This window comes from Halosimplex amylolyticum (assembly GCF_051414035.1).
GTDB lineage: Archaea > Halobacteriota > Halobacteria > Halobacteriales > Haloarculaceae > Halosimplex > Halosimplex amylolyticum.
The window spans coordinates 2,147,493-2,160,674 of sequence record NZ_JBLKNW010000001.1 but is presented as its reverse complement, the minus strand read 5'-3'; the positions used below and the strand labels follow the sequence as shown (position 1 = coordinate 2,160,674).

General features: G+C 69.3%; 10 protein-coding genes. All 10 read left to right on the top strand.

Going from position 1 to position 13,182, the window contains the following annotated elements:
* Positions 1–67: 67 nt before the first annotated feature.
* Positions 68–1,951 carry a cation:proton antiporter domain-containing protein gene (locus tag ACMGFE_RS10395; RefSeq protein WP_436925087.1) on the top strand — a complete coding sequence of 628 codons (1,884 nt, stop codon included), beginning with the start codon at positions 68–70 and terminating at the stop codon, positions 1,949–1,951.
* Positions 1,952–2,097: 146 nt separating this feature from the next.
* Positions 2,098–3,729 carry an ABC transporter substrate-binding protein gene (locus tag ACMGFE_RS10390; protein ID WP_436925086.1) on the top strand — a complete coding sequence of 544 codons (1,632 nt, stop codon included), beginning with the start codon at positions 2,098–2,100 and terminating at the stop codon, positions 3,727–3,729.
* Between the two features lie 49 nt (positions 3,730–3,778).
* Entirely contained in the window at positions 3,779–4,801 is a 1,023-nt protein-coding gene (locus ACMGFE_RS10385; RefSeq protein WP_436925174.1) for an ABC transporter permease, read from the top strand.
* Between the two features lies 1 nt (position 4,802).
* Complete coding sequence (locus tag ACMGFE_RS10380; RefSeq protein ID WP_436925085.1) at positions 4,803–5,921, top strand: ABC transporter permease; 1,119 nt, start codon at positions 4,803–4,805, stop codon at positions 5,919–5,921.
* The gene (locus tag ACMGFE_RS10375; RefSeq protein WP_436925084.1) at positions 5,922–7,148 is read left to right on the top strand and encodes an ABC transporter ATP-binding protein; all 1,227 of its coding nucleotides are present in this window, start codon (positions 5,922–5,924) and stop codon (positions 7,146–7,148) included.
* Positions 7,141–8,568 carry an ABC transporter ATP-binding protein gene (locus ACMGFE_RS10370; protein ID WP_436925083.1) on the top strand — a complete coding sequence of 476 codons (1,428 nt, stop codon included), beginning with the start codon at positions 7,141–7,143 and terminating at the stop codon, positions 8,566–8,568. The genes ACMGFE_RS10375 and ACMGFE_RS10370 overlap by 8 nt, the downstream gene beginning before the upstream one ends.
* A 63-nt stretch (positions 8,569–8,631) precedes the next feature.
* Positions 8,632–9,129, top strand: a complete 498-nt coding sequence (locus tag ACMGFE_RS10365; protein ID WP_436925082.1) for a DUF7529 family protein — start codon at positions 8,632–8,634, stop codon at positions 9,127–9,129.
* Between the two features lie 83 nt (positions 9,130–9,212).
* Complete coding sequence (locus tag ACMGFE_RS10360) at positions 9,213–10,148, top strand: DNA adenine methylase (protein ID WP_436925081.1); 936 nt, start codon at positions 9,213–9,215, stop codon at positions 10,146–10,148.
* Between the two features lie 114 nt (positions 10,149–10,262).
* Positions 10,263–10,760 carry a universal stress protein gene (locus ACMGFE_RS10355; protein WP_436925080.1) on the top strand — a complete coding sequence of 166 codons (498 nt, stop codon included), beginning with the start codon at positions 10,263–10,265 and terminating at the stop codon, positions 10,758–10,760.
* Complete coding sequence (locus ACMGFE_RS10350; RefSeq protein WP_436925079.1) at positions 10,757–13,162, top strand: amino acid permease; 2,406 nt, start codon at positions 10,757–10,759, stop codon at positions 13,160–13,162. The genes ACMGFE_RS10355 and ACMGFE_RS10350 overlap by 4 nt, the downstream gene beginning before the upstream one ends.
* The last annotated feature ends 20 nt before the right edge of the window (positions 13,163–13,182 follow it).

The following is a 13,182-nucleotide window of genomic DNA, read 5'->3' as shown; positions in this document are numbered from 1 at the left end:
GAGAATCGACGTACGTGTACCGGAAGGACAGCCCGATCCAGCGTCGCCAGCCCCGGAGGCGCGACGGATGAGCACCTCGGTCGGCATCGTCCGGATCGTCGTCACGATCATGGGCATCGGCGTCGCCGCCCAGGTGCTCGCGGACCGGCTGCAGATCCCGAGCGTCCTCTTCCTGATCGTCGCGGGGGTGCTGGTCGGTCCCGAGGGACTCGGACTGATCGACCCCGAGGTGTTCGGCGAGGCGCTGCCGGCGATCGTCGGACTGAGCGTCGCGATCATCGTCTTCGAGGGGGCCTTCCACCTCCACGTCGACCGCCTGCGCGAGGCGCCGCGGGAGACCCTCCGGCTGGTCACCGTCGGGGCGTTCGTCTCGCTGGTCGGGACGGCGGTCGTCGTCAAGTTCGTCCTCGGGGCGTCGTGGGACGTCGCGCTGCTGGTCGGCGCCCTGCTGGTGGCAACGGGACCGACGGTGATCACGCCGATCATGGACGTCGTTCCCGTCCGGGAGCGGGTCGCCACGACCCTCGAAACCGAGGGCGTCGTCAACGACGTGACGGCGGCGATCCTCGCGCTGGTGATGTTCGAGTACGTCCTGCTCGGGTCCAGCGGGCTGCCGACGCTGATCCAGAAGTTCGCGACGCGGCTCGCGCTCGGCATCGTCGTGGGGTGTCTGGTCGCGGCGGTCGTCTGGTACCTGCTCAACCACGTCGAGCTGTCGGTGGAGAACGCGCCGCAGAACGCCCGGCTGATCGTCCTCATCGCGGCGCTTGGCGCGTACGGGATCGCCGAGATCGTCGCCGCGACGGCCGGCATCGCTGGCGAACTGGGTTCGGAGTCGGGCATCGCCGCGGTCGCGGCCAGCGGGTTCGTCCTCGGGAACGTGTCGCTGCCCTACCGCGACCAGATCGAGCAGTTCAAAGGCGACGTCACGCTCATCGTGCTGACGTTCGTGTTCATCGTGCTCGCCTCGCTGTTGACGCTCGACGACTTCGCCGCGCTCGGCCTCCGCGGCGTCGTCGCGGTCGTCGCCATCGCGGCCGTCGTCCGGCCCGCCTTCGTCCTGCTCTGTACCGTCGGCGGCCGCTTCTCCGTCGCGGAGCGCCTCTACATCAGCGCGATCGGTCCCAGGGGGATCATCCCGGCCAGCGTCGCGACGCTGTTCGCGCTCGAACTCCGTCCGGCGAACCCCGAGGCGGCGACGATGCTCGTCGGCGCCGTCTTCCTGGTCATCTTCGCGACCGTAGTGATTGAAGGCGGTCTGGCCCGTCACATCGCCCAGAGCCTGAACGTGATTCCGATGCGAGCTATCGTCGTCGGCGGCGGCCGCGTGGGTCGCGCCCTCGCCGAACGGCTGGAAGACCGCGGCGAAGAGGTCGTGATCGTCGAGTCAGACGAGCGGGCGGTCCAACGACTCCGCCGGGACGGCTTCTCGACCCACAGGGGCGACGGGACCCAGCGGGAGGTCCTCGAGAACGCCGGCGCCGGGAACGCGAAGGTCATCGCCGCGGCGACGGCCGACGACGACGTGAACTTGCTGATCGGCCAACTCGCCAAGAACACCTTCGGCGTCGACACGGTGGTCTCCAGGGTGAACAGCCCGGACAACGTCATGGCCTTCGAGAACCTCGACATCGAGGCGATATCCAGCGGGATGTCGATCGCGTGGTCGATGGACAACGTCATCGAGCGCCCCGGGATCGCCCGCTGGATGACGGAACTCGACCGGGAAGGCGACGTGCAGGAAGTCGAGGTCACGACGGACGGCATCGTCGGCGAGACGGTGTCGGAACTGCAGGCGGAACTGCCGGACAACTGCCACCTGGCGCTGATCACGAGGGACACGGAGAACCGGCTCCCCGAACCCGACGACACGATCGAACGCGGCGACCACCTGACGTTCATCGGTCGGAAGGAGGCCGTCAGAGAGGCCCGCGACTACTGCGGCGCCTGAGATCTGCTTCGTGGCGTCGCCGGCCCACCGGAGCGACTGTCTATGCGTCCGGTCGGGTGAGCAGCGACCCCGTACGATGGAGACCGGTCGTGGGCGGCGAGTACGGTCCCAGCTTATTAGTGCACCCCCTTCTAACGAGACGTATTATGTCACGGGATATCGACAGACGCAGTTTCCTCAAGCTGACCGGGACGGCCGCGGGAGCGGCGGCGGTCGCGGGGTGTTCGGACAACGGCGGGACGCCAACGGACGGCGGCGACGGTGACGGTGGGGACGGCGGAACCGCGACGGCGACCGGGACCCCGCTGCCGGAGCCCGAGACGCGCGAGGGGTACCTCCAGCGGGCGAACCGCGTACTGCACGACGAGGCGCCGTGGATCTACCTGAACCGCCAGTACTCGGTGTACGGAAAGTCGGCCGACGTCGAGTGGGAGGCCCGCCGCGACGAGCGCATCGACGGGTCGGCCATCGAGCCGACCGGGGACGAGGCGTCCGTCCGGATCACCCAGTCCAACATGGACTCGGGGCTCGACCCGCACGACCACCGCGAGACGCCGACGGACAACATCGTCCTGCAGGCCTACGAGGGACTGCTTGGCCGCGACCGTGAGGGGAAAGTCGTCCAGAAGCTCGCGACCGGCTACGAGCGGGTCGAGGACGGGCGAGTCCGGTTCGAACTCCGCTCGGGCGTCTCGTTCCACAGCGGCGACTCGCTGACCAAAGAGGACGTGGCGTTCTCGATCAACCGGATCGTCCAGTCAGACGTCGGCGGCCTGGAGAGTTCCCAGTCCGACCAGCTGGCGGGCGTCACCGGCGCGCAGCCCGCGGACGACGACAGCGCGGTCGTCGTCAAGTCCGAGGGCCTCAATCCGGTCGTGTTCGCCCTGTTCGCGACGTACTGCGACGTGATGAACAAGTCGTGGGTCGAGGAGAACGACTCGGCGACCATCAACTCCGAGATGAACGGGACGGGCCCGTTCCAGCTCTCGAACTACGAACAGGACGTCGAGGTCGTCTTCGAGCCCTACGGGGACTACTGGGGCGACCAGCCGCCGGCGGACGAACTCACCATCACGGCCGCGAGCGAGGCGAGCACCCGCGTCAACCAGCTGCTCAGCGGTGAGACGGACGTCATCGTGAACGTCCCGCCGCAGAACATCAGTCAGGTCGACGAGGCGGACAACGCGGATATCAGCCCCGTCCCGAGCACGCGGATCATCTACAACGCGATGGTGTACAACCGGGAGCCGTTCGACTCCGTGGAGTTCCGCCGGGCGATGAACTACGCGGTGGACCTGGAGAGCATCATCGCGAACGTCCTCTCGGGGTTCGCCGACCAGACGGCACAGCCGACCCTGGAAGGGTTCACCGGCTACAACCCGGACCTCGACCCGTACCCCTACGACCCCGAGGAGGCCCAGCGGCTCGTCGAGGAGAGCGGGTACGCCGGCGCCGAGATCGAGTTACACACGCCGAGTGGCCGCTACCTGAAGGACCTGGAGATTGCCCAGGCGGTCGTCGGATACATCGACGAACTGGAGAACGTCTCCGCGGAGGTCAACCAGCGCGACTTCGGGAACCTCGCGGAGACGCTGCTCGACGGCGACATGTCGACCAGTCCCGCCTTCTACCTCATCGGCTGGGGCAACGCGACGTTCGACGCGAGCCAGACGATCATCCCGCTTTTGACCTCCGACGGCGCGCTGACCTCGCTGGAGAACGAGCGCGTCGACGAACTGATGGACCAGGCCCAGAGCATGAGCGGCGAAGACAGCTAGATGTCGCCGACGCGGCGAGCGCGACGGAGGGGGCGATAGCGTGGCGTCGATGGGTCGGTTCATGCTGAAGCGGGCGGTGCAGGGGCTGGTCGTCGTCTGGGGAGTCGTGACCGTGGTCTTCCTCCTCCGGTTCGTCACGCCGGGGAGCCCGGTCGACTTCATCGCGCCGCTGGACGCGAGCCAGGCGACCCGCGAGCGGATCGCCGCCGACCTGGGGTTGAACAGGCCGCTGTACGTCCAGTACGTCGAGTACGTCGGCGATCTCTTCACCGGCGACATGGGCTACTCCTACCGGTCGCGGACGGCCGTCCGCCCGCGCGTGTTCGCGAAGCTCCCGGCGACGCTGGAGCTCGCGCTCTCGGCGACGGTCGTCGCCGTCGCGCTGTCGATCCCGCTCGGCGTCCTCAGCGCGACGCGGCGCCACGGTCCGGCCGACTACGGCGCGACCCTGTTCTCGCTTTTGGGCATCTCGACGCCGAACTTCTGGCTCGGGGTGATGCTCGTCATCGTCCTCGCTGTCCAGTTCGAGGTGTTCCCGACGAGCACCCGTCCGGTCGGTCTCCTCGACGTGCTCGGCAACCTCGTCGTGATCGCCGGCCCCCAGCAAGGGTACGCGGTCCCGCTCGACGTGTCGGGGTTTCTCTCGGACGCGCGGGTCTGGCTCGCCTACATCACGCTCCCGGCGATCACGCTGGGGACGTACTTCACGGCGCTCATCACGCGCCTCACCCGCTCGGGCATGCTCGACCAGCTCGGCCAGGGGTACGTCAGAGCGGCCCGCGCGAAGGGGCTGCCGGAGACGCTGGTGCGCTACCGCCACGCGCTACGCAACACGCTTATCCCGGTGATAACCGTCGTCGGGCTCCAGCTCGGGACGCTCATCGGCGGCGCGGTCATCACGGAGGCGGTCTTCGACTGGCCGGGACTGGGCTCGCTCGTCATCGACGCCATCAACAACCGCGACTGGCCGCTCATCCAGGGCTGCCTGGTGGTCATCGGCGCCGGCTTCGTGATCGTGAACATCGTCGTCGACGCCCTGTACGCGATGCTCAACCCGCAGGTGATGGACTGACATGACACCGGATCCGCTCGAGTGGCTGGCTCGGCTTCCGGCGACGTTGCGCTCGTCGGTCTCGCCGCGGACGCTCCGCAACCTCCGGCGGGAGTTCGACCGGAGCTTCCTCGCGAAGCTCGGTCTCGGGCTGGTCGCGTTCGTCCTCGTGCTCGCGGTGTTCGCGCCGCTGGTCGCCCCGTGGAACCCGACGAGCCAGAGCCTGGACGAGAAGCAACAGCCGCCGCTCGGGTTCAGCCGCGCGGAGACCCAGACCGGCCAGGAGATGGTCAACGGCTCGCTGCAGATCACCAACGAGACGGTGCTCGTGAACGCGACGGCCGAACACCCGCTCGGGACCGACGGACTGGGCAGAGACATGCTCTCGCGGACCATCTACGGCGCGCGGACGTCGCTGCTGGTCGGCGTCCTCGGGACGCTGCTGGCGATGGCGCTCGGCGTGCCGACGGGACTGGTCTCGGGCTACTACAGCGGCCGGGTCGACGACGTGCTGATGCGCATCGCGGACGTGAGCCTCGCGTTCCCGTCGCTCGTCCTCGCGATCGCGCTGGTCGGGCTGTGGGGCGAGGCGGGCGTCACGGTCCCGGACCCGTTCGTCGTGACCGGTATCGCGCCGGCGATCCGCGGTGCGCTGTCGCTGCCCGGCGGGCTGGCCTACCCCACCGGGATGCCCAAGCGGTTCACGCTCCCCGGGACGGTCATCGTCGTCGTCGGCCTGGTCAACTGGGTGTGGTTCGCGCGCGTCGCCCGCGGTGAAGCGCTCTCGGTTCGCGAGGAGGAGTACGTCACCGCCGCGGAGTCGCTGGGCGCGCCCGACCGCTTCATCATCCGCAAGCACGTGCTGCCCAACAGCGTCACGCCGATCCTCGTCCTCGCGACCATCCAGGTCGCCGCGATCATCCTCCTGGAGAGCGCCCTCTCGTTCCTCGGGTTCTCGGGGACGACCCTCTCGTGGGGCTTCGACATCGCGCAGGGCCGGCAGTACCAGACCACGTCGTGGTGGATAGCGGCGATGCCCGGCCTCGCCATCGTCCTCACGGTCATCGGCATCAACCTCATCGGTGACTGGCTCCGCGACGCGCTGGACCCCGGCATCGAAGGCGAGGGAGGTGGCGTGTAGATGTCCGATTCGGACGCCACCGACCGGGCCGAGACAGCGGGAGCCGACGCGGAGGCCAGGGACCTCCTGCGCGTCCAGGACCTGTCGACGCGCTTTTTCACGGAACAGGGACAGGTCAACGCCGTCGAGTCGGTCAGCTTCGACGTGCGCGAGGGAGAGATCCTCGGCATCGTCGGCGAGTCGGGGTCTGGCAAGTCGGTGACCGCCCTCTCGCTGGTCGACCTCGTCGAGTCGCCGGGCCGCGTCACGTCGGGCGAACTGTGGTACCGCGACGCCGACCTCGCCGGGGAGTTCCCCGACGCGGCCGACGGCGAGATGGTCGACCTGCGGGAGATCCCCGAGCGCGTCCGCCGTGCCATGCGCGGGCCGTCGTTCAGCATGATCTTCCAGGACCCGATGAGTAGCTTCAACCCCTCGCTGACGGTCGGCGAGCAGATCGCCGAGGCCGTCGAGGTCCAGCGCCGCGCCCGGGCCAACCCGCGCTCGACCCGCTCGCGCACGCAGGGGTACGGTCTGGGTTCGTACCTCCTCGACGGGATCGTGCCCGGCCGTGACTACACCGACCCGGAGAGTCACGATCGGGCCGTCGAGTTGCTCGAACAGGTGGGCATCCCGGACCCCGCCGAGCGGGCCGACCAGCACCCCCACGAGTTCTCGGGCGGGATGCTCCAGCGAGCGATGATCGCCCAGGCGCTTGCAGGTGAGCCGGATCTCTTGATCGCCGACGAGCCGACGACGGCGCTGGACGTGACCATCCAGGCGCAGATCCTCGAACTGCTGCGGGATATCCAGGCCGACCGCGACATGAGCATCGTGCTCATCACCCACGACCTGGGCGTCATCGCGCGGATGAGCGACCGGGTCTGCGTGATGTACGCCGGGGAGGTCGTCGAGCGCGGGACGCTCGCAGACGTGTTCGAGGACTCGGTGCATCCCTACACGCAGGGCCTCGTCGGGTCGATCCCCGATCTGGAAGACCCGGCGCCGCGACTCCAGCCGATCGAGGGGTCGGTCCCGAGCCTGCTCGATTCGGAGATGGGCGACCGCTGTTACTTCGCGGACCGCTGCCCGAAGGCGATGGACGTCTGCCTCGACCACCCGCCGGAGTTCGACGCCGGCGGCGAGGAACACGGCGCGCGCTGCGTCCTCGCCGAACGCGAGTACAGCGAAGCCGCAGCGCTCCCCGACGACTTTTTCGACGAGGACAGGGGTGAGCGCCGTGAGTGACCGCGAGCGCTCCCGCGACGCTTCTGACGGGACTGGAAGCGACCGTCCACTCCTCGAAGTCGACGGCCTCAGGAAGTACTTCGCGGACGACGACTCGCTGCTCGACAGGCTGCTGGGGAGCGACGGCCGGAGCGTGAAGGCCGTCGACGGCGTGAGCTTCGCCATCGAGGAGGGCGAGACGCTCGGGCTCGTCGGCGAGTCCGGCTGCGGGAAGTCGACGACGGGCGAGACACTCCTCGCGCTACAGGACCCCACGGAGGGGGACGTCCGCTTCGACGGCGAGTCGGTGTTCGGCCGCGACGACCTCACCGCGTTCCGCCGCCGCGCGCAGGTCGTCTTCCAGGATCCGTTCTCCAGTCTCGACCCGCGCCAGACCGCCGGCGCCATCGTCACCGAACCGCTCGTGATCCACGGGCTGCCCGACACAGATCCGGAGGTACGGACCGCGGCGGACGTGACGGTCGACGGCCTCGACCCCGACCGCGTCGAGGTGCGCGTCGACGACGACGTGGACCGCGTCGTCGAGCCGGTCGACGGGGTCGCGACGGTCCACGTGACAGTCCGGCGCCGCGGCGGCACTGTCTCTGCCTCCGTCGCCGAGAATCTGACTGCCACGGTCGTCCGGGGTGGCGGAGACGACGGCCGGGGCGGAGACGGCGCGTCCGGATCCGCCGGCGACGGCCCGGTCGTCGTCGAGGTGTCGCTCGACCGCTCGCTCTCGGAGATCCGTCGCGACCGCGCGAAGGAACTGCTGGAGCGGGTGGGCCTCTCGGCCGACCAGGTCGACCGGTACCCCCACGAGTTCTCGGGCGGGCAGCGCCAGCGCATCGGGATCGCCCGCGCGCTCGCGCTCGAACCGGACTTCCTCGTGCTGGACGAGCCCGTCTCCGCGCTGGACGTGAGCGTCCAGGCACAGATCCTCAACCTGCTGTCGGACCTGCAGGAGGAGCTGGGGCTGACGTACCTGTTCATCGCACACGATCTCTCCGTCGTCCGGCACATCTCAGACCGCGTCGCGGTGATGTACCTCGGCGAAATCGTCGAACGCGGGCCCGTCGACGCCATCTTCGAGGACCCGCAGCACCCCTACACGCAGGCGCTCCTGGACAGCGTCCCGAGAGCCGACACCAGCGAGCAGGGCCGCCGCGTCGACGCACTGGCGGGCGACGTGCCCTCGCCGCGGGACCCGCCCGCGGGCTGCCGGTTCCACACGCGGTGTCCGCACGCCCGCGAGGCCTGTCGGGCCGAAGCACCAGACGACTACGAGGCGGGCGCGCCCGGCCAGCAAGCGGCCTGTTTCCGCGTCCTCGACGACCACCCCTACTGGGAGTCGGAACCGATCGACGTCGCCGCGGAGCGGGCCGAACGCGACCGTTCGACCGACGAAAGCGCCGACGACGCTGCGGCGGACGACGACTGACGCTTCAGTCGCCACGCCGCCGGGAGCGACACCTTTTCCGCGGGGCCGCACCCAGTCCGGGGCATGACCGAGGACGACGAGGCCGAGAGCGGGCCGGCCTTCGCGGGGATGGGCGCGGCGGCCGCCGTCCGCGAGCACTGGGACGACCTCATCGGCGACATGGAAGCGACGGCGGGCGAGTTCGAGGCGGCAGGCTGGGACGTACTCGAACTTCACCCCGGCGACGTGACCGCCGTGACCGGCGAGCGCTGGGGGTTCGACGTGCTCGTCCCCGACGACGAGTTCGAGCGACTGCGCGAGTGGGTCGACGCGGGGAGCTTCGACGAACACGACGTCTACCGCGTCGAGAGCGGGATCGTCTTCGCGCTCGTCGTCCTGAAGGACGAGGGCGACGAGCGGGCGGTCTGCTGCCCGCTCTACTACGACGACGCCGCGGTCGAGGGACTCGGCGAACTCGCCGCCCGCGAGGGCCGGATCTACACGCACGTGCGCAACCTCGCCGAGGAGTACATCACACTGACCCACGAGGAGCCGGCGCTGTTCTTCCCGGACGACGGCTGAGCGAGAGGGGACGCCTCCGGCCGACCGAGTCGCGGCGAGCGGATGCCCACCGCTTAAGAGCCTGTCCGACCACCGTCCGGTGAATGGCACAGCCGGTACTGAAGTGGGCGGGCGGCAAGCGCCAGTTACTCGACGCGCTGTACGCGCGCTTTCCCGCGTCGTTCGACCGCTACCACGAGCCTTTCTTCGGCGGCGGCGCCGTCTTCTTCGACCTCGAACCGGCCGCTGCGTCGGTCAACGACACCAACCCCAGGCTGGTCAACTTCTACGAGCAGGTCCGGGACCGTCCGGAGGCGCTTATCGAGCGCCTCCGCGAGTTTCGCGATCCCGAGAGCGATCCCGATCCCGAGCTGGCCTTCGCCGCGGAGACGCGCCGCGGCGACGCCGTCGAGCAGTACTACTACCAGCAGCGCGCGCGGTTCAACGAGCGCGCCTACGGCGAGGACTGGCCGGAGAGCGACGACGACCGCCTCGAAGAGGCCGCCCTGCTGCTGTACCTCAACCGGACCTGCTACAACGGGCTCTACCGCGAGAACAGCGACGGGGGGTTCAACGTCCCCATCGGTCGCTACGCCGACCCGGACTGGGTGCAGGCCGAGCGGATACGGGAGGCCGCCCGGGCGCTCCGCGGGACCGAGGTCCGCAACGGGGACTTCGGGTACGTCCTCGACGCCGCCGATCCCGGCGACCTGGTGTACTTCGACCCGCCGTACGAACCGATGAGCCCGACCGCCGACTTCGCGGAGTACAGCGCCGAGGGGTTCGGCCGGGCGGACCAGGAGCGCTTGCTGGAAGTCGCTCGCGAACTGGACGAACGGGGCGTCTCGGTGGTTCTCTCGAACAGCGGCGTCACGTACGACCGCTACGACGAGGCGGGCTTTTCCGTCGAGCGCGAGGGGGCGACGCGGGCGATAAACAGCGACGCGAGTTCCCGCGGCGAGGTCGACGAGATCGTCGCGACGAACGTCCCGTCCGGGGAGCGCCACGGCCCGGACCAGTCGTCGCTCGGCGAGTTCTGACGGGGCCACCCTGCCACCGAACCCGACGATCTACGGCGTTTCGAATGCGCTAGAAGGGATTCAGTGCAGCCGAACGAATTAATAGAGTCGCTCCGGATCGCCCACGTATGTCAGATGGCACGCTACGCACAGGGGCCGAACGGGACGCGCTCGCCACCGGGCCGGTGGTCTGACGTGACCCGCTCGCCGTTCGGACGGGTGGTCGTTCCGCTGGCCTCCGAGTCCGACGCCGAGGCGACCGCGGAGGCGTTGGCCGCTCACCTCGGCGCCGGGACCGACGCCGTGGTCGCCGTCCACGTCGTCGAGAAGGCCGGCGGCGCTCCGGACAAGGCGTCGGTCGAACAGCGGGAGCGAGAGGCCGAAGACGTCTTCGACGCGTTCGCCGCCGGTCTCGACGGGGTCGACGTGGAGCGGGAGATCCGGTACGGGACCGACGTGGCCGAGACGGTCGTCGAGGCGGCCCACGACCACGACTCCACGGCCATCGTCTTCACGCCCCGCGGCGGGAGCCGCTGGGTGAAACTCCTGACCGGCGACGTCGCGACGACGCTCCTCGAAGAGAGCGACGTCCCGGTCGTCGTGCTGCCCGACGAAGCGGGTGACGAGGGATGAGCGGCGGCGACCAGGAACTCGCCCGCGACCTCGGGTTCCTCGAGGCGTACACGATCGGTCTCGGGACGATGATCGGGGCCGGCATCTTCGTGCTCCCGAGCCTGGCCGCCAAACAGGCGGGACCGGCGAGCATGGTCTCCTTTTTCTTCGGAGGGATGATCTCCCTGCTCGCCGCGCTGTCGCTGTCGGAACTCGCGACGGGGATGCCGAAAGCCGGTGGGAGCTACTACTACGTCAACCGCGCGCTGGGGCCGTTCTTCGGCAGCATCGTCGGCTGGGGGATGTGGGCCGGGCTGACCTTCGCCAGCGCGTTCTACATGATCGGCTTCGGTCAGTACCTGCTCCCGCTGCTGATCGACTACGTCCCCGGATTCGCCGGCTTCGGCGGGACCGGCATCACGGTCGCGGCGCTGGTGATGGCCGCGATCCTGACGGGCGTCAACTACTACGGCGTCAAGGAGACGGGCAGTCTCCAGAACGTCATCGTGATCTCGCTCGTGGGGCTGATCCTCGCCTTCCTCACGATCGGGTTCCTGAGCGGTCCGTCGATCGACGGGTTCCTCCCGCCCGAGGGGTGGCCCGCGGTCGCCGCGACCATCGGGACCGTGTACGTCACGTTCATCGGGTTCGAGGTGATCGCGACGAGCGCCGAGGAGATCAAGGACCCGAGCAGGAACCTACCGCTCGCGATGATCGCGTCGGTCGTGACGCCGACGCTCATGTACGTCGGCGTGATGTACGTCTCGACTGGGACCCTGACCATCGACGCGCTGGCCAACTCTGACATTCCCGTCGCCGACGTGGCCAGGCAGACGTTCCAGCCGCTTGCGTCGACCGTCTCGACGATCCCCTTCGTCTCGGTCGACGGGGGTGCGCTGGCCGCGTTCGGTTCGGTGCTGATGATCGTCGGCGCCGTCCTCGCGACGGTGTCCAGCGCGAACGCGAGCATCCTCTCGGCCGCGCGGGTCAACTTCGCCATGGGCCGGGACCGCATCCTCGTCAACTGGCTCAACGAGGTCCACGAGCGGTTCCGGACGCCCTACCGCTCGATCACCGCGACGGGGATCATCACGCTGGTCCTCATCGCCTTCGGTGTCGGGATCGGAACCCTCGCGGAGACGGCGAGTTTCATGTACCTGATCACCTACTCGCTCGTCCACGTCGGCGTCATCGTGCTCCGGCGCGCGAACCCCGACGACTACGACCCGGCCTTCCGCATCCCGAGCGTCCTCTACCCCGTCGTCCCGATCCTGGGAGTGCTGTCCTGTCTCGGCGTCCTCGTCCAGATGTCGATCCGGTGGACGCCGACGGATCTCGCCGCCCTCGGCGTCGACCTGGGCGTCACGCTCCCGGTGACGCCCACGGTCGTCGGCATCATCGGATCGGTCATCGTGATCGCGGGCGTCGGCTGGTACTACCTCTACGCCCGCGACCGGGCGCCGAGCCAGAGCCTCGTCGGCGAGGCGATCGCCCCCACGGATACCGCCATCGCCGACGGACAGGGTCGCTACCGCGTCGTCGTCCCCGTCGCCAACCCCTCGACCGAGCGCGACCTGCTCCGCATGGCGGCCGCGTCCGCCCACGCCCACGAGGACGAACACGCGGAAGTCATCGCGGTCAACGTCATCGAAGTGCCCCAGCAGACCTCGCTCTCGCAGGACCTCGAGTTCGAGGAGGAGCGCGTCGAGCGACAGCAGGAACTCCTCGACCACGCGCGCGACATCGCGTCGGACCTCGACATCGGCCTCCGGACGCGCGCCATCGTCGGCCGCGACGCCGGGTCCGTGATCCTCGACGTGATCGAGGAGGAGGGCGCCGACCACGTCCTGCTGGGATGGCAGGGCACCCGCAGTCGACGCGAGCACGTCCTCGGGTCGACGATCGACCCGGTGATCGGCCGAGCGGAATGCGACGCGACGCTCGTGAAACTCGGCGACGAGGGCGAGCGCGGCGACGGCGACGTGATGGTCCTCGCCGGGGAGGGGCCCCACGCACCGGTCGCCGCTCGCCGGGCCGCGGAGTTCGTCTCCGCGGGCTCCGCGGACGCGTCGCTGACGCTGTTCAACGTGCAAGAACCGGGTGACGACGACGGGACGACGGCCGAAGAGCGCGGCGAGTCCGTGATCGCCGACCTCGCGGACAGGGCGGGCATCGAGTACGTGGCCTACGAGTCGCGCGTCGACGTGGCCGAGGACGTCGAGGCGGCCATCCTCGACGCGGCCGACGAGTACGACACCGTCTGCGTCGGCGCGACCCGCTCCGGCCCCGTCTCGCAGGCGGTGTTCGGTTCGCTTCCGGAGACGGTCGGCGAGGAAGTCGATCGGACGGTCGTGATGGCTCGCGGCCCGGAGGAGTCTGCCATGTCCATCCGCGAAGCGGTGGCTCGGCGGCTCGAAGTCTGAGGGATTCGGTCCCGCGACGA

Excerpts from the sequence above, each read along its gene's own strand:
- ACMGFE_RS10395 (WP_436925087.1), top strand. The coding sequence starts at position 68 with ATGAGCACCTCGGTCGGCATCGTCCGGATCGTCGTCACGATCATGGGC.
- ACMGFE_RS10390 (WP_436925086.1), top strand. The coding sequence starts at position 2,098 with ATGTCACGGGATATCGACAGACGCAGTTTCCTCAAGCTGACCGGGACG.
- ACMGFE_RS10385 (WP_436925174.1), top strand. The coding sequence starts at position 3,779 with ATGGGTCGGTTCATGCTGAAGCGGGCGGTGCAGGGGCTGGTCGTCGTC.
- ACMGFE_RS10380 (WP_436925085.1), top strand. The coding sequence starts at position 4,803 with ATGACACCGGATCCGCTCGAGTGGCTGGCTCGGCTTCCGGCGACGTTG.
- ACMGFE_RS10375 (WP_436925084.1), top strand. The coding sequence starts at position 5,922 with ATGTCCGATTCGGACGCCACCGACCGGGCCGAGACAGCGGGAGCCGAC.
- ACMGFE_RS10365 (WP_436925082.1), top strand. The coding sequence starts at position 8,632 with ATGACCGAGGACGACGAGGCCGAGAGCGGGCCGGCCTTCGCGGGGATG.
- ACMGFE_RS10360 (WP_436925081.1), top strand. The coding sequence starts at position 9,213 with ATGGCACAGCCGGTACTGAAGTGGGCGGGCGGCAAGCGCCAGTTACTC.
- ACMGFE_RS10355 (WP_436925080.1), top strand. The coding sequence starts at position 10,263 with ATGGCACGCTACGCACAGGGGCCGAACGGGACGCGCTCGCCACCGGGC.
- ACMGFE_RS10350 (WP_436925079.1), top strand. The coding sequence starts at position 10,757 with ATGAGCGGCGGCGACCAGGAACTCGCCCGCGACCTCGGGTTCCTCGAG.